Annotated in this window: 21 protein-coding genes and 1 pseudogene; 20 read left to right on the forward strand and 2 right to left on the reverse strand. The window is 37.7% G+C overall.

The features are described 5' to 3' along the window. Positions 1-415 precede the first annotated feature (415 nt). The 7 genes from NST93_RS18555 to NST93_RS18585 all read left to right on the forward strand — a co-directional run bounded on the left by NST93_RS18555 (position 416) and on the right by NST93_RS18585 (position 9480). Positions 416-1399 (forward strand): tRNA dihydrouridine synthase, encoded by a 984-nt coding sequence (locus NST93_RS18555; protein ID WP_405099645.1) that lies wholly within the window; start codon positions 416-418, stop codon positions 1397-1399. Positions 1400-1569: 170 nt separating this feature from the next. Then, positions 1570-2313 carry a hypothetical protein gene (locus tag NST93_RS18560; protein WP_405099647.1) on the forward strand — a complete coding sequence of 248 codons (744 nt, stop codon included), beginning with the start codon at positions 1570-1572 and terminating at the stop codon, positions 2311-2313. Between the two features lie 419 nt (positions 2314-2732). Further along, entirely contained in the window at positions 2733-3893 is a 1161-nt protein-coding gene (locus NST93_RS18565) for a DUF6612 family protein (protein WP_405099649.1), read from the forward strand. Positions 3894-4042: 149 nt separating this feature from the next. Further along, positions 4043-6310, forward strand: a complete 2268-nt coding sequence (locus tag NST93_RS18570; RefSeq protein WP_405099651.1) for an ATP-binding cassette domain-containing protein — start codon at positions 4043-4045, stop codon at positions 6308-6310. 116 nt (positions 6311-6426) lie between these two features. Beyond that, the gene (locus NST93_RS18575) at positions 6427-7350 is read left to right on the forward strand and encodes a DUF2382 domain-containing protein (RefSeq protein WP_405099653.1); all 924 of its coding nucleotides are present in this window, start codon (positions 6427-6429) and stop codon (positions 7348-7350) included. A 223-nt stretch (positions 7351-7573) separates the two neighbouring features. Beyond that, a complete protein-coding gene (locus NST93_RS18580) occupies positions 7574-8698 on the forward strand; it encodes a YibE/F family protein (RefSeq protein ID WP_405099655.1) in 1125 nt (374 codons plus the stop codon). After that, positions 8695-9480: a YibE/F family protein gene (locus NST93_RS18585; RefSeq protein ID WP_405099657.1), complete on the forward strand. Its 786-nt coding sequence runs from the start codon at positions 8695-8697 to the stop codon at positions 9478-9480. The genes NST93_RS18580 and NST93_RS18585 overlap by 4 nt, the downstream gene beginning before the upstream one ends. A gap of 518 nt (positions 9481-9998) precedes the next feature. On the opposite strand, the gene NST93_RS18590 is transcribed toward NST93_RS18585, so the two are convergent. Beyond that, positions 9999-10454 carry a GNAT family N-acetyltransferase gene (locus tag NST93_RS18590; protein ID WP_405103957.1) on the reverse strand — a complete coding sequence of 152 codons (456 nt, stop codon included), beginning with the start codon at positions 10452-10454 and terminating at the stop codon, positions 9999-10001. A gap of 31 nt (positions 10455-10485) precedes the next feature. Beyond that, positions 10486-11211: a sulfite exporter TauE/SafE family protein gene (locus tag NST93_RS18595; protein WP_405099659.1), complete on the reverse strand. Its 726-nt coding sequence runs from the start codon at positions 11209-11211 to the stop codon at positions 10486-10488. A gap of 266 nt (positions 11212-11477) precedes the next feature. Between NST93_RS18595 and NST93_RS18600 the strand changes: the two genes are divergently transcribed. The 13 genes and pseudogenes from NST93_RS18600 to NST93_RS18660 all read left to right on the forward strand — a co-directional run bounded on the left by NST93_RS18600 (position 11478) and on the right by NST93_RS18660 (position 23795). Then, the gene (locus tag NST93_RS18600) at positions 11478-11918 is read left to right on the forward strand and encodes a DUF402 domain-containing protein (protein ID WP_405099661.1); all 441 of its coding nucleotides are present in this window, start codon (positions 11478-11480) and stop codon (positions 11916-11918) included. 196 nt (positions 11919-12114) lie between these two features. Next, entirely contained in the window at positions 12115-13452 is a 1338-nt protein-coding gene (locus NST93_RS18605; RefSeq protein WP_405099663.1) for an APH(3') family aminoglycoside O-phosphotransferase, read from the forward strand. Between the two features lie 23 nt (positions 13453-13475). Beyond that, positions 13476-14057: an ATP-binding protein gene (locus NST93_RS18610; RefSeq protein WP_405099665.1), complete on the forward strand. Its 582-nt coding sequence runs from the start codon at positions 13476-13478 to the stop codon at positions 14055-14057. Between the two features lie 106 nt (positions 14058-14163). Next, positions 14164-14349 (forward strand): annotated as a pseudogene (locus NST93_RS18615) (helix-turn-helix transcriptional regulator); the annotation flags it as partial. Positions 14350-14597: 248 nt separating this feature from the next. After that, entirely contained in the window at positions 14598-15353 is a 756-nt protein-coding gene (locus NST93_RS18620) for a GTP cyclohydrolase II (RefSeq protein ID WP_405099667.1), read from the forward strand. After that, positions 15346-16446, forward strand: a complete 1101-nt coding sequence (gene ribD / locus NST93_RS18625; protein WP_405099669.1) for a bifunctional diaminohydroxyphosphoribosylaminopyrimidine deaminase/5-amino-6-(5-phosphoribosylamino)uracil reductase RibD — start codon at positions 15346-15348, stop codon at positions 16444-16446. Before NST93_RS18620 ends, ribD begins: the two co-directional genes overlap by 8 nt. 25 nt (positions 16447-16471) lie before the next feature. Then, the gene (locus tag NST93_RS18630; protein ID WP_405099671.1) at positions 16472-17035 is read left to right on the forward strand and encodes a 5' nucleotidase, NT5C type; all 564 of its coding nucleotides are present in this window, start codon (positions 16472-16474) and stop codon (positions 17033-17035) included. A 347-nt stretch (positions 17036-17382) separates the two neighbouring features. Next, positions 17383-17658, forward strand: a complete 276-nt coding sequence (locus NST93_RS18635) for a DUF485 domain-containing protein (RefSeq protein WP_405099673.1) — start codon at positions 17383-17385, stop codon at positions 17656-17658. Further along, a complete protein-coding gene (locus NST93_RS18640; protein ID WP_405099675.1) occupies positions 17655-19199 on the forward strand; it encodes a cation acetate symporter in 1545 nt (514 codons plus the stop codon). The genes NST93_RS18635 and NST93_RS18640 overlap by 4 nt, the downstream gene beginning before the upstream one ends. Next, on the forward strand, positions 19196-20962 hold the full coding sequence (locus NST93_RS18645) for a LytS/YhcK type 5TM receptor domain-containing protein (RefSeq protein ID WP_405099677.1): 1767 nt from the start codon (positions 19196-19198) through the stop codon (positions 20960-20962). The genes NST93_RS18640 and NST93_RS18645 overlap by 4 nt, the downstream gene beginning before the upstream one ends. Further along, positions 20959-21699, forward strand: a complete 741-nt coding sequence (locus NST93_RS18650; protein ID WP_405099679.1) for a LytR/AlgR family response regulator transcription factor — start codon at positions 20959-20961, stop codon at positions 21697-21699. Before NST93_RS18645 ends, NST93_RS18650 begins: the two co-directional genes overlap by 4 nt. A gap of 210 nt (positions 21700-21909) precedes the next feature. Then, the gene (locus NST93_RS18655; protein WP_405099681.1) at positions 21910-22260 is read left to right on the forward strand and encodes a DUF485 domain-containing protein; all 351 of its coding nucleotides are present in this window, start codon (positions 21910-21912) and stop codon (positions 22258-22260) included. Then, positions 22260-23795 carry a cation acetate symporter gene (locus tag NST93_RS18660; protein WP_405099682.1) on the forward strand — a complete coding sequence of 512 codons (1536 nt, stop codon included), beginning with the start codon at positions 22260-22262 and terminating at the stop codon, positions 23793-23795. Before NST93_RS18655 ends, NST93_RS18660 begins: the two co-directional genes overlap by 1 nt. The last annotated feature ends 15 nt before the right edge of the window (positions 23796-23810 follow it).

Raw genomic sequence — 23810 nt, forward strand, 5'->3', positions numbered from 1 at the left:
AATAATAGAAGTATTTCAATCTTTATGGCAAAAGGCTTTAGCTGATGCATTTGAGTGTATAGCTAGTAAAGGCAGACGCTATATAGGTCAAAATACAAGTTCCATAAAATACGCATATAGAGTGAATGAAGAAGTCCTGATACACAAGAGTACATTCTTTTGGTGTAAGGACTTTTTTATTTGCTGAGGATTTATTAACGTATTTTCGTATGTCTGGTTAGATAATTATTCATTCGACATTTCACTTCAGTTATTTTTCTTTGCACTTTTCTTCAATTAATATTAAAGTAAATAAGGATTTAGATTTACTTTAGCTTGCTAAAAGTGCCGGAGCATGGTATAAGAAGCAGGGGCATTTTTTCTTTGAAATGAAGGTTTGAGTTATTGTCCTGTAATGAAAGGGTTTGAGTTTAAGATGATAGATAATTTTTGGAAGGAATTACCGAAGCCATTTTTTGTGCTGGCGCCCATGGAAGATGTGACTGATGTAGTTTTTCGTCATGTAGTCAGTGAGGCAGCCAGACCAGATGTATTTTTTACAGAGTTTACAAATACGGAGAGCTATTGTCACCCGGAAGGCATCTTTAGTGTACGTGGACGTTTAACTTTTACAGAGGATGAGCAGCCGATTGTGGCTCATATTTGGGGTGATAAGCCGGAACATTTTCGCGAAATGAGTATTGGTATGGCTGAACAAGGCTTTAAAGGCGTTGATATTAATATGGGCTGTCCTGTACCCAATGTAGCTGCGAATGGAAAGGGAGCTGGGCTTGTTCGTCGTCCCGAAGTTGCAGCAGAAATTATTCAAGCAGCAAAAGCAGGTGGATTGCCTGTAAGTGTGAAGACAAGACTCGGCTACACATATGTAGATGAATGGCGCGACTGGCTTACACATATATTGCAACAAGATATTGCTAATCTTTCTATCCACCTTCGTACAAGAAAAGAAATGAGCAAAGTCGATGCACATTGGGAATTGATTCCTGAGATTAAGAAGCTCCGTGATGAAGTAGCACCAGACACACTTCTTACAATTAATGGAGATATCCCTGACCGTCAGACTGGCTTAAAGCTTGTTGAAGAATTTGGAGTGGACGGAGTTATGATTGGGCGTGGGATTTTTAACAATCCATTTGCCTTTGAAAAAGAACCGAAAGAACATAGCAGCAAGGAATTGCTTGATCTATTAAGGTTTCATCTCAATCTTTTTGATAAATATGCAGAATTGGAACCACGTTCATTCCGGCCGTTGCGTCGTTTCTTTAAAATTTATGTCCGTGGATTCCGAGGAGCGAGTGAGCTAAGAAATCAATTGATGAGCACTGAATCGACAGACGAAGTACGTTCAATACTTGATAATTTTAGTTCGGAAAATATAGAAGAGACACCAGAAAGCTAGTGATTTTATTTAATCACTAGCTTTTCAGCAATATAAGGAATTCAATTTATCCATCTGCATCTGGAATGGAAGAGCTAGGCAGCTTCACAGAAAGGCGCTGTATCTTTGGAGTTATAATAGTCTCAATCTGGAAAAATGGAAATATAAATAAGCGGGTAAGGAGCAAATTTATGCTGGAGCAATATTTAAAGTTTATAGAACAGTTACCGAATTCCAGAGAATTAACAAAGGAAGATTTAATTCACACTAATTTTCTTATAGCAAAAGAAAATAATTTAGAAATGTATTATTCACCTCATAATCTCTGCATAAATAATAAAGCAAAAATCGTTATTATTGGAATAACTCCTGGATGGACGCAAATGAAGAAAGCATTCGAGACTTTTGTTGCTTTAAAAGCAAAAGGAAAAGTATCTCTATGCACCATTCTTAAAGAGACAAAGAAAGCTGCGAGTTTTTCGGGTACAATGCGGTCGAATGTAATAGATATGCTGGATGAATGTAATCTTCACGGTGCACTTGGATTGCCTAGTACATCATATATATTTGGCGAAAATCGCTCTTTATTACATACCACCTCACTGATCAGGTTTCCTGTTTTTTACAAGGATAAGAATTATACTGGTCACCAGCCGAAAATTGAAAGCAGTCGACTCCTTTCTAGCTATGCGTACAATGATTTTTTAGATGAGATAAGTTCATTGCCTCAATCATCATTGCTAATCCCACTTGGTAAAAGAGTAGAGAGTATAATAAATGAATTAAAACAACAAGAAAAAATTACTCAGGATTGTCTCCAAGGATTCCCTCATCCCTCAGGAGCAAATGGTCACAGGGTGAAGGAATTTAGTAAACATAAAAGCTGTCTGATAGATCGGATTGCTTATTGGAGACAAAGTGAAAGTAACCTTTAATTTAAAAATCCATACAGTGGATTCCAGAATAATAGTGAAATCCCTTTTCGTTATGAATGTTCCTTATAATAAGGGATTTAGTTAAGTTTACCCTATTCCATTATAGGGTTTTTTAACATTTCTAGAGGTTTATCTGTAATGTTCTTTGAACACGAAACAAGTAAAGAAAAGTGACAAATAAAATATAAAGGTTTAGAGGTTAAATAAACGTCCCAAATGCATAGCTTTTAGGATATAATGTTCTCAGAGTTTTAAATCAGACATTTGGCTTTTTCTTAGGCAGCATGAAGTCAATTGTCCTTGGTGAACTTTGTTATTGAATTATAGGAAAGGAGCCAGACGGGGCGCTATTTAGTTATCGCTATCATAATTTTATTTCATTTTTAAAAAATCAGGTTTGTAAGAGGAGAAAACAGTTGATGAAAAAAAGTATTGTATTACTTATTGCTCTATCTATCATGCTTTTAGCTGCATGTGGAGCCGGTGACAAAGCATTAACGAAAAAGGAAGTATTGAGTCAAACGATTGAAAAAGCAGGGGAGCTGGAAAGCTATTCTGCAGATATGAAGATAGAGACGGATGCCATGGGGATGGAAGTGACCATTGATGGAAAGAGTGATATTACGCATAATCCAGATACACTCTATATGGAAATGACGATGGGCATGCCTGGTATGGCTATGGATACGGAAGCGTATTTCGCCGATGGTGAAGTATTTATGGGGGCGCTTGGTGAATGGTTCATCATGAGCGAAGAAGATTTAGGATTGGACAGCTTTGACCAGCTGAACACAGAAGAACTGGCGAAATTCAATGAGTTTGAAGAGCAATTTGAAATGGAAGAAGATGATGATTTCTATATCCTGACATTAGCTGGAGAAGGCGAAGAGTTTGAAATACTTGCGGAAACTTACGTTCAGTCTGTGATGGAAGACTTCCCCGCAGAAGAAGATTTAGGAGAAGCCTCTCTTGATTTTTCTGTTAAGAGCTTAGACCTGAAACTGCAAATTGAGAAGGAAACTATGCTCCCTAAATCGCAATCAGTAAACGCTGAAATCGAAATGGATGGCGAAGTATTTAAAATTGAAGCAGAAACGACTATTGCAAATATCAATGAGATCGAACCTGTTGAGATCCCTGATGAAGTGAGAGAAAATGCCATAACTGAAGAGTTTTTGGATGAAGACATTGCCTATGAAGAAGAATCAATGACTTTAGAGGAAATTCAAGAGTTTGTTGATTATACTGTTCCGCAAGTATCGAGTGTTCCTGATGGCTTTGAGCTGACACATTCTTACTATGATGAATACTTGGAAATGCCTTATTTCATATATGGAAACGATTCGGAAAATAGTTTTACTTTAAGTGTGTATCCTTCAAAAGACGAATATAATGACATTATTTTGGATGAAGTTGCTGAAACAGTCTCCATCAATGGTCAAGAGGGGGTGCTTGAGGTACTTGAAGAGGACTTTATGTATCTCACTTGGGAACATCAAGATCTATTTCTAGAATTAATAAGTGAAGGATCAGAGATTTCAAAGGATATTCTTATAGAAATAGCAGAGAGTGTAAAGTAAATCAAATAGAGTAAGAGAAATAGGGAAATCCTTTCATATAAGGGATTTCCCTTGATTTATTTTTACGAAGGTTTATCTTTAAACTAATCATGTTGGATAGAAAACATGAATACATCTTCTTAGCAGTTAAAATCTGAAAGGATGGTAAAATGCAGAAGAAAAAAGATGAAATCATTTTACGGGGACTTAAAGAAAATAACTTGAAAGATATAAATTTAACTATACAAAAAGAAAAAATCACTGTATTCACAGGACTTTCCGGTTCAGGAAAAAGCTCAGTTGTTTTTGACACATTAGCTGCGGAAAGCAGAAGACAAATGACATTGAATTATCCTCACTATGTAAGATATCAAATGCCACGATATGAAAGGCCGCACGCTGATTTGATGCAGAACCTAAGCCCTGTTGTTGTAGTTGAGCAGAAACCGGCAGGGAACAATTCACGTTCAACAGTGGGCACTTATATGGATATACATCCATTAATCAGACTTTTATTTTCAAGAGCAGGAAAACCATCCATAGGCTCGGCGAGTGATTTTTCCAGTCAAAGTTCTTTTGGCAGATGCCCGCAGTGCAGCGGGTTTGGTGAAGTAATTGCACCAGACCTGGATAGGATTATTGATCTTGACAAATCACTGCGGGAGTATGCAGTGCAATTTAAGCCGCTGTCCCCTTCAGGCTGGCAAGGAAGGTGGATGATGACATGTGGATTATTCGATCCAGATAAACCGATAAGAGACTTCTCAGAAGAAAATCGCCATTTGTTGTTGTACGGTCCGCCAGCGGGTGAGAAAGTGAATGCACCCTTTCATACAAAACATGGACCCCAGGATCATGATTGGGATGGCATATTGCCCAGATTTACTCGCCTTTATATCAACAGGGATATTTCGAAACTCAAGGGAGTAACCCAAGATGATGTCTTAGCAGTATCTGCTCGAGGATTATGTCCGACCTGTCAGGATTCAGGTCTTAATCCTGATGTATTAGCATGCAGGATTAATGGTTTAAATATCGCTGACTACGACCAGCTGGAACTTACAGAATTGCTGGAAGAACTTAGAAAGATAAAAGTTCCCATGGGAGAAGCTATTGCAGCACAGACAATCCCGCATATAAAACAATTAGTTGGAATGGGTCTGGGATATTTGAGCCTGTCTAGAAAAATGGGCACATTGTCAGGTGGAGAGGCTCAGAGAGTAAAAATTGCCCGGCATTTAGGGAGCAGCTTAAATAATATCACCTATATATTTGATGAACCAAGCGCAGGACTCCATCCGGAAGAGGTCGCTATGTTGATACAAATGTTAAAAAACATTAAAGAACAGCATAATACCGTCATTGTGATTGAGCATGATTTATCTGTTATAAAAGAAGCAGACGAAATAATCGAGATGGGTCCAGGGGCAGGCATAAATGGCGGAGAAATTGTCTATCAGGGAAAGTTAGCTGGACTGAAGGAATCTCAAGCGGCAACCGTCCTGAATCATGTACCAAACATAAATAAAAACCCGCGCATTATAGAAAAGTATTTTACAGTTAATCGAGCAAGCAATAATAATCTGAAAGGTATAAATGTAAATATACCTCAAAGTGTCTTGGTGTCTATATGTGGTGTGTCAGGTTCAGGTAAAAGCTCCCTTGTCATGGAAGCTTTCACTGAAAAGTATCCAAAGGCCATTAAGGTAGGACAAGGCAGTATAGGTATCTCCAACCGATCGACACTAGCTACATATATGGGAATCATGGATGATATTCGTTCTATTTTTGCAAAAGAAACAGGGCGTCCTGCAGGGTTATTCAGTTTTAACTCTTTGGGTGCATGTCCTGTCTGCAAAGGAAAAGGTGTCATCAAGCCAGATGTTGCGTTCGCAGATCCGGTGACGATGACGTGCGAGGCATGTGGTGGTACTAGATATTCTGATGAAGCATTGTCCTATCGATACATGGGTGAAAACATAGTGGGACTATTAGACTTAACGATAGAAGAAGCAATCAGCTATTTTACAAATCAAAAGATTGTCAGGCGAGTGAATACATTAAAGGATGTAGGATTAGGCTACCTGACCTTAGGACAAGCAACAGCTTCTCTGAGTGGTGGAGAAGTTCAGCGTTTAAAGCTCGCGAGTCATTTGCAAAAAGAGGGGCAAATTTACTTATTGGATGAACCATCTTTAGGACTGCATACAAACGATAACGAAAAACTCTTGGATGTATTTCAGAAACTCGTAGATAATGGGAATTCTGTAATCATTATTGAACATAATCTTGATTTTATAGCTGCAAGTGACTGGGTAATAGAGTTAGGACCAGGAGGCGGCAAACAGGGTGGACAAATTATATATGAAGGCAGACCTGAGAAGATGTTGAATGCTGAAACACTGACTGCAAAATGGTTAAGGAGTACACCTTTTTAAAATGAAAGTGAATCCAGCCTGTTTATTATTTTTTCATATGGGAATATAACTTATACGTTGTTGGTAGAACCCTAGAACATCAAGTAAGACATATGAAAATAATAGGAGGTTATATAATGACTAAGAAAGTAGTCGGTGTGTATAATACTGAATTGGAAGTAATTGAAGCGGTTAATAATCTGAAGGTATCAGGATATGCCCCTGAAGAGATTACGATTGTAGCGAAGAACAGCGACGAATCAGCTTGGATACGAAGAGAGTCAAATATGGAAACACCAAATTCAGATGATTTATCACTGGAATCGGATAGAAATAAAGAAGATGAATCATTCTGGGATAAGGTAAAAAACTTTTTCGTTAGTGAATCTGAAACTTACGATGAGACCGATGGATATACTGCACGCTTTAATCAATATGGTTTGACAAATGAAGAGGCAGAGCGTTATAACGCCGAAGTAGAAACAGGAAAAATTGTCGTGCTTGCTCCTGAAAACTATTCAGCAGGCAGGATGGATACGGCTGCAAATGGTCTGGCGGCGGACGTGGAAAGAAATCAGGAACGCAATATGCAACTGCGTGAGGAAGAGCTCGACATTGATAAACGAGAAGTTTCTGCAGGAGAAGCGCAAATCAGAAAAGAAGTTCACGAAGATACAAAACAAATTGATGTTCCGGTAACTCGTGAAGAAATCTATGTGGAAAGAAAACCTGTTAATCGTGAGGAAACTGCAGGCACAGCATCGGAAATGAAAGATGAAACAATTCGTGTGCCTTTGAAAGAAGAAGAAGTAGAAGTTAGAAAACGCCCTGTTGTGAGGGAAAAAGTAGAAATTGGCAAGAAGAAAGTTCAGGAAACTGAAGAAGTTTTCGATACTGTGAAACGAGAAGAATTAGATGTTGGTATGGAAAGCAACAAAGACGTACCTTCCTATTCCAGAGAGCTGGATGCTGCTTATTTAGAAGATGAGGATGAAGAAGAAAGACTGGCGCGACGCGCAAGAATAAACAGTCTCTTAAACGACGAGGATGATCGTCTCTAATGAATAGGGATATTAAACAGATAATTTAATAGATGGAAAAGTCGTGCAGTACCTTTATTATAGTCAGGTACTGCACGATTTTTATCTTCTGATAAACAATCGTTGTATATGGTGAATAAAGAAAAAAGCTGCCTCTATACCCTTGTAATTGAGTCTAATTTTGCAATTAATAACTGGGATTTGTTATAATGTGGCTTTATCTCGGTTTAAGGAGAGATGTAATTTGCATGTCAAGAATATAAATTATAAGCAAATTGTATTTTATAGTATACTGGCAATCCTAGCTATTGGATCATTTATTTTTGTCAATTTTAATTATTCATTTTATGATCGGCCCATAGCTAAAGTCATTCAAACAACGCTAGAGGATACGAATGATATAGTTGATGTTCATCATAACGAAGATGTTCTATTTACACAATCAATTGAAGCGGAAATGAAAAATGGACAGAAGAAAAACCAAATCATTCACCTGACAAATGAATACTCGTCCTCTGGAGCATACGATCAGGAGTATAAAGCTGGAGATGAGGTGTTTGTCTGGATTAATGAAAATACGGTTGAAGATGCAGATTTAACCGGCGTGATTCAAGATGTGAAGCGGGATAAAACGATTCTTCCAATTGTCTGGATTTTTATCTTTACATTACTCATTATTGGTAAAAGACAAGGGTTTTACTCCATTATCAGTTTAGTTGTGAATGCTGTTTTGCTATCCTATGCGTTGGATATTTATGTCAATCATGCAGATTTTAGCTTGCTGATTATTTGTGGAATAACTGTTGTTTTATTTACTGTCATTTCTTTATTGCTTATTAATGGCTTTAATGAAAAAACCTATGCTGCAATTATTGCAACACTTTTAGGGACCTTTATCTCATTCTTTATTACATACGCTGTCCTATGGCTGACTTCGGAGAACGGTTTACGATATGAATCAATCGATTTTCTGACGCGTCCTTACCAAGCTGTCTTTCTTGCTGGTTTATTAATCGGTTCGTTAGGTGCGGTCATGGATGTTGCTATTACCATGTCTTCTTCTGTTTTTGAGTTGTACGAGAAAAATCATGCAATTGAGAACAAAGTGCTTAAAAAGTCGGGAATGCATATTGGAAGAGATATCATGGGGACGATGACAAACATTCTATTCTTTGCATATATAAGCGGCTCTATCCCTATGCTCTTATTGTATTTAAAAAATGCTTCCTCTTTGGGATTTACGCTATCACTTAATTTATCTATGGAAATAGCACGAGCTTTAGCAGGCGGTATTGGAATCGTGTTAACTATTCCAATTGGTCTGTACATATCTATCTTTTTTGTTAATCGAAAGAGGGGTAAAGTATGAATGTATTAGTCGTGCTATCTGTCATATTATTTATATTGATGCTCCTCATTGGCGGAAAAAAAGGAGTGCGGTCATTTATATCGCTGTTCTTAAATTTCGGTGTCATGCTGCTTACTGTTTTTTTCCTGCTGGATCCGAGTGTGAATCCAATTATTATGATATTAATTGCCTGTGCACTCATTAGCTGCATCAATCTGTTTTATATAAATGAAGTAAACAGTAAAACGAAAACAGCTTTTCTGTCTACTGTGATAACAATTATCGTTTTAATCTTGCTGATTAATGTAATGACTGAAAAATTAATGATCCAAGGATTTAGTGAGGAAGAAGTGGATGAGTTAAGCATCTATTCCCTTTATATTGGAATTGATTTTGTTAAAATCGCAGCGGCAATGATTATTATGAGTACGATAGGTGCGATTACTGATGTTGCAATTTCCATCACATCACCAATGCAGGAAATATTTAATCAAAATCCGGACATTAAGAAAAAGGATTTATTTATTTCCGGATTACGAATTGGCAGAGATATTTTAGGTTCCAACACAAATACATTATTTTTCGCATTTTTTGGCGGTTACTTGGCGCTTCTGCTCTGGGTGAAAGATATGCATTACTCTATTGGGCAAATTGCAAACTCAAAGATTTTTACGTCAGAACTGCTTATTATTCTTAGTGCTGGAATCGGCATCGCTATGATTATCCCAATTGCTTCTTGGATTAATTCCTATTATTTAGTGAAAATGAGAGAAAAGGAAGCACTCCAAGGGAAGGAAAAGTAAATTGATAAACAAAATTTACCCCCAATAGTCAGACCCGGATTTCGCTAAAATATATGCGGAATCCGGGTCTTTTTAGGAAAAATACTTATCCTTTTATTTACTGAAGAAACCTATGAAAAAAGTTAAGAGCAGATTTATAACCATGTGTAAAAAAATAATACTTATGTACAGTCGTTTGGAATCGAGTTAACAAAGTTTAAGGCTGGTTTTACTGAAGCTGAGTTAAATTTTCAGTAGCTTACAATGCATATGGAAAAACATCTCTCGGTGTAAATACATCCATTTAGTTTAGGAATCAGTTATGCCTGACAATAGATTGGTGGTGCGGGCAACCGAGTTAAAACGAATCGGAACTTTCGTACAGGATTTTATCGGATTGGAATATGTCATGGAGACAATTAATCGCATCGATCTCTAATCGCCCGATTGGTTCAACTAACAATCAGTGGGAGAAAAAAACTCCCCCTGATTGAAGTTTCACTTTATACTCTGCTTTCAATTCTTTAAAGAGGGGTAAATTACAGCTTCAGCTTCATTCCCTCATGTGTTGCCTGAAAGCCTAATTGCTCATAAAATCGCTGGGCATCTCTTCTTTGTTTATCCGTCGTAAGCTGAATTAAATGACAGCCGCGTTCTTTTGCTCTTTGGATTGCCCATTGAATAAGTTTCGTGCCTATACCTTCACCTCGTACAGATGCAGAAGTTCTGACCCCTTCAATCGTTGCTCGCCAGCCGCCTTGGTATGTAAGAAATGGTGTAAAAGTAATTTGCTGTACTCCAACCACTTCCGTATCGATACAAGCTACAATCAATTCATTGTTGGGATCAGATTGAATTGCGTTAAAAGCATTTTTATAACTTTCGGGGAGCGGATATTCATACCGTTCGCGTGCAGCACCCAGCATATCATCCGCTAGCAGGGCAACGATTTTTTCCAGGTCCTTTTCTGTAGCCTTTCTGAAACTGATATCCATTTTCAATAAAAGTCCCTCCAATATTTCCTTATTAAAAACTGCTTATACTCTCAATAAGAAGATACGTGCCTGTGCAAAGTAAAAGGATGTACATAAATAGCCGAAAAATCTTTTGATTTAGCTTTTTGAACAGCTTTTCCCCCAAATATAAACCTATAAATACAATTGGAACGGCATACAAACTCGATAACCAGGTAATTTTGGATGTGCCTGAAAAGCTGATTTGTGTGATTAAGCTGACAAAATAAATAAAAAGGAAAAAGGCTAGAGTAGTTGCTCTCAGCTTCGCCTTTTCTGTATTCGTCCCAGTAAAATAAAGCAATAATGGCGGTCCTGGCATGCCGATGCTGGTTGTTAATAATCCGGAAAATCCGCCAATAATAAAATCCCGGGAAGGTGTGCTTTTAATCGTAAATTTAAATATCAACAGTAATGTTAATACTAAAAGGATAATGCTTACTATCATTTTAAATAGGGTGATATTTATAGAGAGAAAGATTAAAATTCCAAATGGCACTCCAATAATGCTTCCAATAGAAAGCCTCTTTAAAATGATAAAGTCAATATCTGCTTTTATTTTCCATATCAGCGATACGGAGATAATTAATGAAAGAATGATATTAATTTGAATGGCTTCTGGAGGCGAAAACAACAGAAGTAAGAATGGTGTTGCCATAATTGAAAATCCAAAACCAGTACTAGTTTGTAAAATAGAAGCGATTAAAATAATAAAAATATAGAGAATGATCGTATCCAAGTAATTCCCCCTGATTTCGACTTTCAATAAACATTTATTTTATATGTATATACGTATATTCTAACATATAAGCTGCTTTTATTTAAGACGATTCAGACATAGGAGAACTATCCTGTAAAATCGCTAAAAGTCTTTACAGGGAGCTATTAAGAGTGTTGGACTATATAAAAATAAATCATTCGATTCTATGGTAAAGTAGATTGAGAGAAAGTGTTTACTGAAAAGTGGATATTATTTGTTAAGTCCGAGTCTGAAGGAGGAACAGTATGCTAAAAAGAAGATATGGAGACCGTTCAGAATGGAAGCGCCTCCTTGAAAAAGAATATACACAAGCATTGATTGATACAGAAGGGTTCAAGGGGTATGTAACTTTAATTAAAGTAAATAAGGTTACGGAGCCACTATATGTAAAATATAAAGACCAGAAGATTTGTATTGTTAATGATGGTTATATATGGCTGCAGTACTTTCCAACCAATGAACAATATTCATTAACAACAATGTTTGATTCAAATGGTGAGGTTGTGCAGTGGTATATTGATATTTGCGAAAGAAATGGTGTCGAAAATAATATTCCTTGGGTAGATGACTTATTTATAGACATTGTTGTGTTGCCAGATGGTGAAATTATCCGATTAGATGAAGACGAATTGGAAGAAGCATTGTTAAATGGAACAATCAGCAATGAATTACATGAGATGAGATAGCGTGTACGGAAACAAAAAGGCTGCAAGAACTTATAGAAAATGGAAAGTTTACTCTTATGGGATTAACAAGGATACATAAAGATGAGTTAATGAAGCAGCTTGAACGAATAGATGGTAAAATCTCATTAAACGAAGGCAGCAAATTTTAGTGCGCCAACACAATCTAACATTTATTGTATTCATGATTTTTTAATATATGATAAAGCAGATAGAGAAAATTAAAACGTTCGGAAGTGATACATTGGATATTTTAATCGATTTTAAAAACTATGATAGCGAACAAACTATATTCAAGCGGACTGCATCAAGAGCAATTATTTCTGACGGTGAAAAGTATTTAATGATCACAAGCAAGTATGGAGATTATAAGTTTCCCGGCGGCGGTCAAGAAGAAGGTGAAAATCTTGTGGATACGTTGATCAGGGAAGTTCAGGAAGAAACGGGCTACCATGTCATAAAAAATACTGTTGAAAAATATGGAAAAGTGCGTGAGAGAAGAAAGAAAAGAATCGATGTAATGGAAATGGACTCACATTATTTCTTTTGTCAGGTCGAGCCTGAAGCAGGTGAAAAAAATCTTGATGAATATGAAAAAGAATACGAGTATCAAGTCGTATGGGTGACACTTGAAGAAGCAATAGAGAATAATAAGCAAATAACAGATCTTGACGCCTGTCCATGGAATATAAGGGAGATTAGAGTGATTGAGAGACTGCTGAAGGAACAGTATTTTCATAAAAACGTATTACAGCACTTACCAGTTACGATGAAGACTCTGTTGCAAGGGAAGAACTTTGAAGTTGATTCTATTGGCAAGTCTGCATCGAATGTCTTTATCTTTGAAAACGACCTTGTCTTAAAAGCAGAAAATAAAAGTCACACCTCTGATGGTGAATACGAGATGATGCAATGGTTAAAAGGAAAACTACCCGTGCCGGACGTCGTTGACTTTTATTCAGATAGTGAAAAGAATTATATTCTAATGACTAGACTGAAAGGAAAGATGGCTTGTGATCCATCCGTGACGCAAGATGTTCAAGTGATGGCAAAGCTGCTTGCCAAAGGTTTACAAAAGCTCTGGGAAGTGAATATTGGTGACTGCCCGAGAGTGATTGATTTGGATTATAAACTAGATCTCGCTTTATATAATATAGAAAATAATCTTGTCGATATGTCAAACGTAGAGCCTGAGACATTTGGAGCGGAAGGCTTTGCAAACCCAATGGAGCTTTATGCATATTTACTCGCTAATCGCCCGGAGGAAGAAAAGATTCTCATACATGGTGACTATTGCCTCCCGAATATATTCTTTATGAATGGTGAGATATCCGGTTATTTGGACCTTGGATTTTGCGGGATTGGAGACAAGTGGCAGGATATCGCATTGGCAGTCCGTTCGATGAAGCATAATCTTGTTGAAACTGGAAAAGGAGATGACTATCCAGCTGCTTATCGTATATTTTTTGAAGAATTAGGGATTGCTCCCGACGAGGAAAAAATGCGATATTATATTTTGCTTGATGAATTGTTTTGATTAAATGGAAAGGAGTTCTGCTGATGAAAAGACTGGCAGTTATTACTGTAGGCAAAACCCATAGTGGAAAAACAACTTTTGCAAGGAGACTTGAAAAAGTATTACATAACTCCATTGTAATGGATCAGGACAACCACGCTGCATTCATAAACAAGTATTATCAAGAACTGCAGCCCAAGCAAGGTCCTAATATGCTTAAACATGCACTTTCCAAGCTGATTGTTGATTATACAAAAGCGCATACAGACTATCATTTGATTATATGCAATTCAAATCGAAGCAGGGGAAGCCGGAAGTATTTGCTGGAAGAATTGTTTACAAAAGAAGAGTTTACACGCATTCTTGTTCATTTTGATATTGCAGATGAAGTTCTGGAAAAACGTGTCCAAGAGAGCCAGCGTAATACAAATATCTTCCGAGCAGCTTCTAGTTTTGAAGAAGTGCTCACTAGACAACAAGCGGAAACTTTTACTGGGAATGTTTCAAATCCTGCAGAAGGGGAAGCCAATTACCTCTTCACTATTAAAGACAGCCATGAAGCAGGCCATGTTATCCAGGAAATCGTTCATATCGCTGAGAGTATTAAAAATGTTGTTGACGGATAAGACTTTTTTAACAGGAAATATACCCTTCATTATTGTACACAAAATGTCGCTTCTAATTAACTATTTCTTGTTAGTCCATAATAGAAGGAAGTCATTGCATGGATTCGCTTTATGCTCTGGGTATCATTTCAAGCGCATGTTTTCCTTTCTTACAGGTATCAGCTTATCAGAGTATATCAGGCGTAGGAGGCTGACACTTGCAGGATTCGAATTAAGGAATAGCAATATGAAAGTGATTGATATTGCTGTTAAATATGGCTATCGCTCACCGGATTCCTTTCCAAGAGCTTTTTAGACGCTTCATGGGGGAACGCCGTCAGAAGCAATAGTGATTAATAATCCGTTTTTGGCATGCAGAGACAGAGTGTTAAGCACTTGTTTCTGCATGCTTTTCTAATGTGCCCATTTCAAATGAGCGGGATATTCATATGATATTAAATAATCTGTTTAAATAAATATCATCCATCTCGAGAAAGATAAATTGATGATAAGTAACTTATTCACTATACTAAAGTGTGTAAGTGAAAGGAGACAGACAACATGGCACAAATAAAACTTGAATCGAAGGTACTTTCGGTTTTAAAAGATAAAATAAAACTGATTCAAAAGGAAGACGAGGCAATTTACTTAGTTGGACCAATTCAGCTTCCAGTAAATCTTTACGGAGAGACAACAATTTTCCAATGGTACTGTTGGTTAAACTATGATGAAGTAACAGAGGATTATGAACGAATTATTGATCATCTTGCTTCAGCAAATCTTGCGGAATATCAGCAATCGAGTGTACTTGTATATGGGGATTTTGATAATGCAGATGAAGCATTAATCAGAATGCATTCTATTTGCCATACTGGTGATATCTTTGGAAGCAAGCGATGTGACTGTGGTTTCCAGCTAAAAGAATCGATGAAGAAAATTAAAGAGCATGGAGCCGGAGCATTATTTTATTTAGCGAATCACGAAGGACGCGGCATCGGCTTATTCAGTAAAGCAATGGCATATGTGCTTCAGGAAAATGGCTTTGATACGGTTGAAGCAAATGAAAGTCTTGGCTTCGATAATGACCTAAGAAACTATGAAGATGCAATTACTGTATTAAAAAGCTTGCGTACAAAGCCAGTAACGCTAATTACAAATAACCCCAATAAATTAGCAGCACTACGTGACTCCGGGATGTCAGTTGCCGGGAGAACTCCATTATGGGGGGATGTCTCGGAATATAATGAGAAATATTTAGAAACAAAAATTGTAAAGTCTGGTCATTTAAAAGCGGAAGGAACATGTCCAAATGACTAATCATGAATTTTATATGGACCTTGCTCTCAACAATGCGAAAGCAATGAAAGGACAGACAGATCCGAACCCGCTTGTTGGATCTGTCATTGTTAATGATAACCGAATTGTTGGCGTTGGAACACATCTTAAAGCTGGTGAACCGCATGCAGAAATTCATGCACTGAGAATGGCCGGGGATATGGCAAAGGGCGGGACAATCTATGTTACGCTTGAGCCCTGTTCACACCATGGAAGAACCGGCCCATGTGCAGAGGCAATTGTTCGTGCTGGAATTAAGAAAGCAGTAATTGCCACGCTTGATCCGAACCCGCAGGTTTCCGGAAGCGGCGTGAAAATCCTTGAAGATGCGGGAATTGAAGTAATTACAGGTGTTCGTGAAAAAGAGTCTTGGAAAATGAATGAAGTATTTAATAAGTTTATTGTAGAAAAGAAACCATTTATTACGCTTAAATCTGGTATCACTCTTGATGGGAAGGTTGCAACCCATCGTTTTAATAGTAAATGGATTACATCGGAAGAAGCCAGACATGATGTACATCAGCTGCGGAATGAAAATATGGCTATTTTAGTGGGCATCAACACGGCATTGAAAGATAATCCGGCTTTGACTACAAGAATTCCCAACGGTCGTAATCCAATCCGCATCGTTCTCGATTCTACTTTAAAAATCCCACTTGATTTTCAGCTTGTTACAGACAAACAGGCGGAAACCTGGATATTTACGAGCAAGCAGTACGATGAAAATAAGAAAAAGGCTTTGGAGGATTTAGGCGTAAAAGTTTTTATAACAAATGATGAGAAAACAGTTAATCCAAATGAGGTTGTCGAGCTTCTAGGTGAAAAGAATGTCACTTCACTGATTATTGAAGGTGGCGGAAATGTGAATGCTTCTTTCTTAGAGAATAAATTGATTGATAAAGTCGTGCTTTACTTTGCACCTAAGCTAATCGGCGGGAAAGATGCACCAACCTTCCTGGAAGGAACAGGTTTTGAACTGATGAAAGATGCTGTCGAGCTGACTGATACAAACTTCGAGCGAATTGGAAAAGACTTTAAGTTTATTGGGTATCCAAGCTATGAAAGCATACAGTAATATTGCGAAGATTGAGGGATAGAAGATGAGATTTGGTTTTGATATAGATGATACATTGATTAATTTACGGGAGCATGCTTTTCATATTTATAAAGAAAAATTACAGCAAGACCTTTCATTGGATGTTTTTCATGCTTTGACTCGTGTCGAAATTCATGAACCCTTTGGTTTAACAGATGATGAAGGAAAAGAAATGTGGAAAACTTCTTTAGAAGAAATTTATTATACAGACTGCCCGACTTTTCCAAAAGCACTTGAAGTCTTACTTGAGCTTGAAAAGCAGGGTCATGAGATTTTCTATATTACAGCACGACCGAAAGAGCATGGTATCAGAACGCGTGAATGGATGAAAAAGAAAGGTTTTCCTGTAAAAGATGAACAGTTTTTCTTTGGGATGGAGGACCATGAAAAAACACATATTATTAAGGATTTAGCGCTTGATTATTTTGTTGACGACAAGCCGGCTATATTAGAAACATTGAAGGAAATCCCAGTAAAGTTAATTGTGAAGGACCAATCCTATAACCAAGGTGCAGACTTTATGCGACTAGTGAATTGGCAGGATTTTAATAAAATAATAAGCAGGTAATTTATATACAGGATTGCAGGAAGCTAAATGAAACAATATGCACAAAAAAATAACTGGTCATATCTTTTAAAAGATGGTATGATTACCTAGCGATGAGCTGATTTGTATAAGTCGGGGAACAATGCAATACATGTGAATGTGAACACATGGTTCACTCGCCACAAATAATCGAAAACACCTATATTTTTATAGGTGTTTTTTTATATGAAAAAAAGGCTTATTCCTTTAAAGTAACTCTGCTAATTTATTGGAATCAAATAGCTTTACATATCTGCTCTGTTCATTTATATTCATAATAAATAAAATTTACTGATTTTTAGAACTCTATAGAAGATGAGGGATAAGTAATGGACGAGATTTATATGCAACTTATGCAGGAAAAGAAACGTTTTATTCTCCGAGCTCTTTCATTTGCTTCCCTGTTTTACTTTATGCTTCCAATTGCGCTCATCTTTTTCCCGGAAGCTATGAATCAATCAAGCTTTATAAAAGGTGTAAGCTGGGCCTGGATTTATGCTTTTTTACAAATCCTAATGATATGGATTTTAGGTCTTATCTATCATCAGAAAGCGAAGAAAATTGATCGGGCATTAGAGCAAATGTTTCAGGGGGAGGAACAGTGAACCTTACATACTTCTTGTTTTTTATCTGTATCATTGTATGCACACTGATTATTACTTACTGGGCGGCAAAGCGAAGTGTAACAACCAATATATTTTACACAGCTGCAGGGAGTTTAACTGGATTTCAAAATGGTCTTGCAATTGCTGGTGACTTTATCAGTGCTGCTTCTTTTTTAGGAATTGTTGGCACGATTGCACTTAGCGGGTATGATGGATTTTTATATTCCATCGGATTTTTAGTTTCCTATTTAGTTGTTTTATATTTGGTTGCAGAACCAGTGCATCGGCTTGGTAAATATTCCCTTGGTGATGTAATTTGTTCTCGATTTCCCGGAAACTCCATGCGCTGGATTATGGCGATCGGGGCATTTTCAATATCCATCCTCTACATGATTCCACAGCTTGTTGCATCAGGCTTTTTATTGCGTCTTTTATTGGATATTGATTATTCGATTTCAGTTGCTGTGATTGGCAGTCTGATGACAATTTACGTTATGTTTGGGGGCATGATTGCGACTTCCTGGGTGCAGATTGTAAAAACAATTGTACTCATGTCGGGTACATTTCTGCTCTCATTAATTGTATTGTCAAATTTTGATTGGAATATTGGGGCAATTGTTCAACAAGTGAAAGATAATTCACCGCTTGGGGAATCTTTTTTTCAAGCTGGACACTTATTTGAAAATCCAATTGAGCTATTTTCTCTGCAATTTGCATTAATCCTGGGAACTGCAGGTTTACCGCATATTTTAATCCGATTGTTCACAGTGAGAAATACTTTTGAAGTCAGACGCTCATTAATCAGTGCAACATGGATTATTGGTGTTTTCTATATCATGACATTAATTCTTGGACTGGGAACGATTGCATTACTTGGGTTTAATACTTTAGTAGCTGCCGATCCTACTGGTAATCTAGCTGCTCCATTACTAGCAAAAGAAGTGGGAGGAGATTTTCTTTTAGCGTTCATTTCTGCAGTTGCTTTTACTACGATTGTAGCGGTGGTAGCAGGACTGGTTATTTCAGCAACGACAGCCTTTTCTCATGACATTTACCATCATATTTTAAAAAAGGGAAAATCGACTGAAAAGGAACAGCTTGTAGCAGCCCGCTGGACGGCTTTTGTTATTGGATTGATTTCTACGATTTTCGCATTAAGGTTAGAAACGATAAATGTAACTTTTCTTGTCTCTATGACATTTATTGTTGCTGCTTCCAGCAACTTTCCAGTCTTATTACTCACAATCTATTGGAAAAGGTTCAACCAAACAGGCGTGATTGCTGGAATGCTCAGTGGGCTCTGCGCTTCACTCGCATTGCTTGTGCTTGGCCCTCATATCATGCATCCAGAAGGTGGTTTAATAGAAAGAGCAGCGATTATTCCATTATATAATCCAGGAATTATTGCAATACCAATCGGCTTCTTAGGAGCATATCTTGGTGCGATTCTATCCCCAAAGAAAGCACAGTCGCAAATATTATATGAGCAGTTTTTTAAAAAATCCCAGACACGAATCAATTCAAGGAGTGATGCATCTTGAAGGACTTAACAATCATACTTTTTGAGCGGATTGGTTTATTGCTGGTTATTGCCTTTGTGCTAACGCGCACACCAGGCTTTAAAACCTTGCTCTATCGTGAATTTAGTTTGCGAATGTCACTTGTGCATGCTGTCGTGTTTGGCCTGTTTGGCATTGCGAGCACGATTACAGGAATTATAATTGAAGATGGTGGAGTTGTTAACAATCATTTTATTCTGTTTCCAGTAGGGGAAAATCAGCTTATCGTCAGTATGAGCTTAGTAGCGATTGTGATTGCTGGTTTATTAGGAGGCCCTGTTGTAGGATTAGGTGCTGGCCTGATTGCAGGTGTGCATCTAATATTTCTTGGTGGGGTTGGCTGGCTTGCTAATGGATTTGTTAACCCGCTCACAGGCTTGCTTGCAGGCTGGACTGCGCGGTTTTTTTCCAATGAGCGGGTTATTTCACCATTGAAGGCCTTATTTATTGGTGTCTTTCCGCCAGTATTACAAATGCAGCTTTTGCTTATTTTTTATACAGAAACATTTGATATTGTGGAAATTGTTGATTGGATTGGTCTTCCTTTAGTATTGTCTAATAGTCTGGCAATTGCTATTTTCACTGCTATGATTGGGATTGTGCTGAAAGAGCAGGAGAATGAGGCTGCATTGGCAACGAAGCAGGCCCTGTCGATTGCCGAAGAGGCGATACCATTTTTGAAAAAAGATTTTACGGTTGATATGGCAGAGGGAATTACTGAGTTATTGTACAATCGTCTGGAGCTGGCGGCTGTTTCTGTTACGAATAGCCGAGAGGTTCTGGCACATAAAGGGCTCGGCAATCATCATCATAAAGCTGGTGAGCCAATTCGCTCAAGTTTAGCATTGCAAGCAATCGAATCAAAGCAAATGAAAGTTACATATGATAAAACAGACCTTGAATGCAGTCAGGAAAAATGTCCGTTAGGGGCTGCAATTATGATTCCAATCACCCAAGCGAATGATGACACAGGTTTAATTAAGTTCTACTTCCGCAAGCCGCAGAACATCTCACCAGTCGAGCTAATGATGGCTCAGGGGCTTGGTCAGTTTATTTCAAATCAATTAAATGTGCTGACGGCTGAAAGGCTGAAAATGCATATTCGTGATACAGAATTGCGGAATTTACAGGCGCAAATTAATCCACATTTTCTTTTTAATACATTGCAGCTGATCGCTACATTGTTTAGAGAGGATGCGGAAACAGCCAGGCATATCACATTGAAGCTCGCTAGCTTTATGCGGTTTAATTTGCGTCTCGTTTCAAAGTCGCTTGTGGAACTGGAGAAGGAATGTGAACATGTAGAAGCGTATGCATCCATTATCCAAGCGAGATTTGCTGAAAGACTGGAAATTAACTTTAAGAAGCCTGAAGATCTTTCGAATATCTATATTCCGCCTTCTACAATCCAGCCATTGGTAGAAAATTGTGTTCAGCATGGCTTGCATCATGTTGCAACAGGAGGTAGAGTTGATATTTTAATTACATCGGATGAAAGCGATGTTTATATTTCTGTCCGTGATAATGGAAGAGGTTTTCCAAGGAATATTTTAAAAGATGTCAGTCATAAACCTTTAGTAGATGTAAAAAATGGCGGGATTGGGATATATAACGTAAATCAGCGGCTTATCAGTTTATTAGGCGACGCTTCAAGATTGAAAATTAATAACTTGCCTGGAGGAGGCAGTGAAGTATTGTTTCAGATTCCCCGAAGAAATCATATGGAAAGGCAGGCGATTACATGATGATGCGGGCGATGATTGCTGAAGATGAGGCAATGGCGAGAAAAGAATTGATGTATTTACTGCAGGAAGAAGAGGATATTGTGCTATCCCCTTATGCTGAGAACGGAAAGCAATTAGTAGAATTATATAAAAAGCATAAACCAGATATTATCTTTCTTGATGTGGAAATGCCGGGGATGTCAGGGTTAGAGGCAGCAAAAATTATTGCAAAACAAGCTGACAAACAGCCGTTATTTGTATTTACTACTGCCTATGATGAATATGCCCTGGATGCAATTGATGTAGAGGCAATTGATTATTTATTAAAACCTTACGAGGAAACACACTTTAAACGTGCGCTTTCTAGATTGCGCAAAGCTTATTCAAATAAAGAGAAAACTAACCAGCAAAACATGCCTCTAACGAAAGAGAAGTTATTGATCGATGACGGAGAGAGAATGGTGGTACTTGCTCCTGAAGCGATTTACTATGCCGTCCCACATAAAAAACTGCTTGAAATCCACACAGAAGATAAAATAATAACAAGTAAAATGACATTGCAGGAGCTTGAAGGTAAATTGGCGAATGATGCTTTTTTCCGTACCCATAGAAGTTATCTTGTAAATTTAAATCATATTTTTGAAATTACCCCATGGTTTAATGGGACGAGCAATGTAACTTTAAAGGATAAGGAAAAAACAAAAATACCGGTGAGTCGTTCAGCAAGTAAAATATTGTTAAAAAGATTCAAACTATAACCATTAATCTGTAATAGGAGACCATTTAATCCTAAAATTCAACCGTTTATCCCAAAATTAGCTCAAATCTGTTTGAAATGCTTATAATTTGGTAAGCGCTTCCAACGGGAGACGTGGGGGAGAGGGGGATTTTTCAAACAGGTGAAGACACGGCGGAAAATAGGGAATGGATTTATTTGAAATCTCACTAATGGAGAGGATGGCTATTTTATGAATACACAGCCTGCATTTGCTGAAAAAAAGAAAAACAAGCAAATTGATTTCGTGAAAGTAGAAGAAAGTAAGCAGTTTAAGAAGTTTATGAGGGATAAAAAGAAGTTCATTATTCCAATGACAATTTTTTTTCTTATATTTTACTTCTTACTGCCAATTTTTACTTCGTATACTTCATTTCTCAATACATCATTCTTCGGTGACATATCATGGGTATGGGTATTTGCATTTGCCCAATTTATTATGACTTGGGTTCTGTGCACAATCTATGTTAAGAAAGCAGGAAGATTTGATGAACAGGCAGAAGAAATTGTTAAAGATCAATTGAACAAAGGAGGCAACACATAATGAATGCCACTGTTGTTATCCTTTTCTTAGCAATCGTTATTCTAACATTAGTAATTACGTATTATGCAGCAAAAAGAACAAAAAGCACGGGAGATTTTTATACAGCTGGGGGAGGATTGACCGGTTGGCAAAACGGACTGGCGATTGCCGGTGACTACTTATCTGCAGCTTCATTCCTGGGAATAGCCGGGGCGATTGCACTCAATGGATTTGATGGCTTTTTCTACAGTATTGGTTTTCTGATTGCCTATTTAGTTGTTTTATTCTTAGTAGCTGAACCACTTCGAAATCTAGGAAAGTATACAATTGCTGATATGATTAACGCACGTTTTGATGCGAAGAAAATCAGAGGAGCAGCTGCGCTTAGTACGATTACCATCGTGTTATTTTATATGATTGCACAGCTGGTTGGTGCTGGTGCATTAATTCAGCTATTATTTGGCCTTGATTATTGGATTGCGGTATTAATCGTTGGTGTGATGATGACCATTTACGTCTTATTCGGCGGTATGATTGCAACGAGCTGGGTGCAAATTACAAAAGCAGTGCTCTTAATGGCTGGTATGATTATTATTTCTTTCCTTGTTTTAATGAAATTTAACTTTAATATTTCTTCTATGTTCACAGCAGTAAAAACGGCAACAACTCATGGTGCTGATTACTTAAAGCCTGGCATACAATATACTCAGCCACTTAGCACAATTTCCCTAATGATTGCACTCGTATTAGGGACGGCTGGTTTGCCTCATATATTAATGCGTTTCTTTACAGTAAAAGACGCAAAAACAGCTAGAAGCTCTGTTATTACTGCTACATGGACAATAGGAATCTTTTACATTCTTACATTATTTCTTGGATTCGGTGCGGCAGCATTTGTAGGACAAAACGCAATCCTTGGGGCGAATCCTGGGGGGAATATGGCAGCACCACTGCTTGCACAAGCAATTGGGGGAGACGTTTTATTTGCCTTTATTTCTGCGGTAGCCTTTGCAACGATTCTTGCTGTTGTGGCAGGTTTGGTATTATCAGGTGCTTCTGCATTTGCGCATGATATTTATGGGCAAATCATTAAAAAAGGGAAAGCAACTGACCGCCAGCAAATGCTTGCTGCCAGATATGCGTCACTCGCAGTGTCTGTTTTATCGATTGTGCTCGCCTTAGGTGCACAGTATTTAAATGTGGCATTTCTTGTATCGCTTGCATTTTGTATCGCTGCAAGTGCGAATCTGCCAGTTATTTTATACACCGTATATTGGAAAAGGTTTAATACGACAGGTGCTGTAACGGCCGTTTTAACTGGTCTGTTATCTGCATTAATACTCGTATCGATCAGTCCAAGTGTGTTCTCACCAGTGGAAGGGGCAGCATTATTTGTTGGTGAGGCGATATTCCCGCTTGAAAACCCAGCAATTATTAGTGTGCCATTAGGTTTCCTTGGTGGTTATCTAGGTACAATTTTATCAAAGGAATACGATCCTGTTCGTTATGCTGAAGTTAAAGTTAAAGCAAATACAGGATATCGGGATCCTAATTAATGATTATGTAAAGAG

This window comes from Oceanobacillus sp. FSL H7-0719 (assembly GCF_045040795.1).
GTDB lineage: Bacteria > Bacillota > Bacilli > Bacillales > Amphibacillaceae > Oceanobacillus.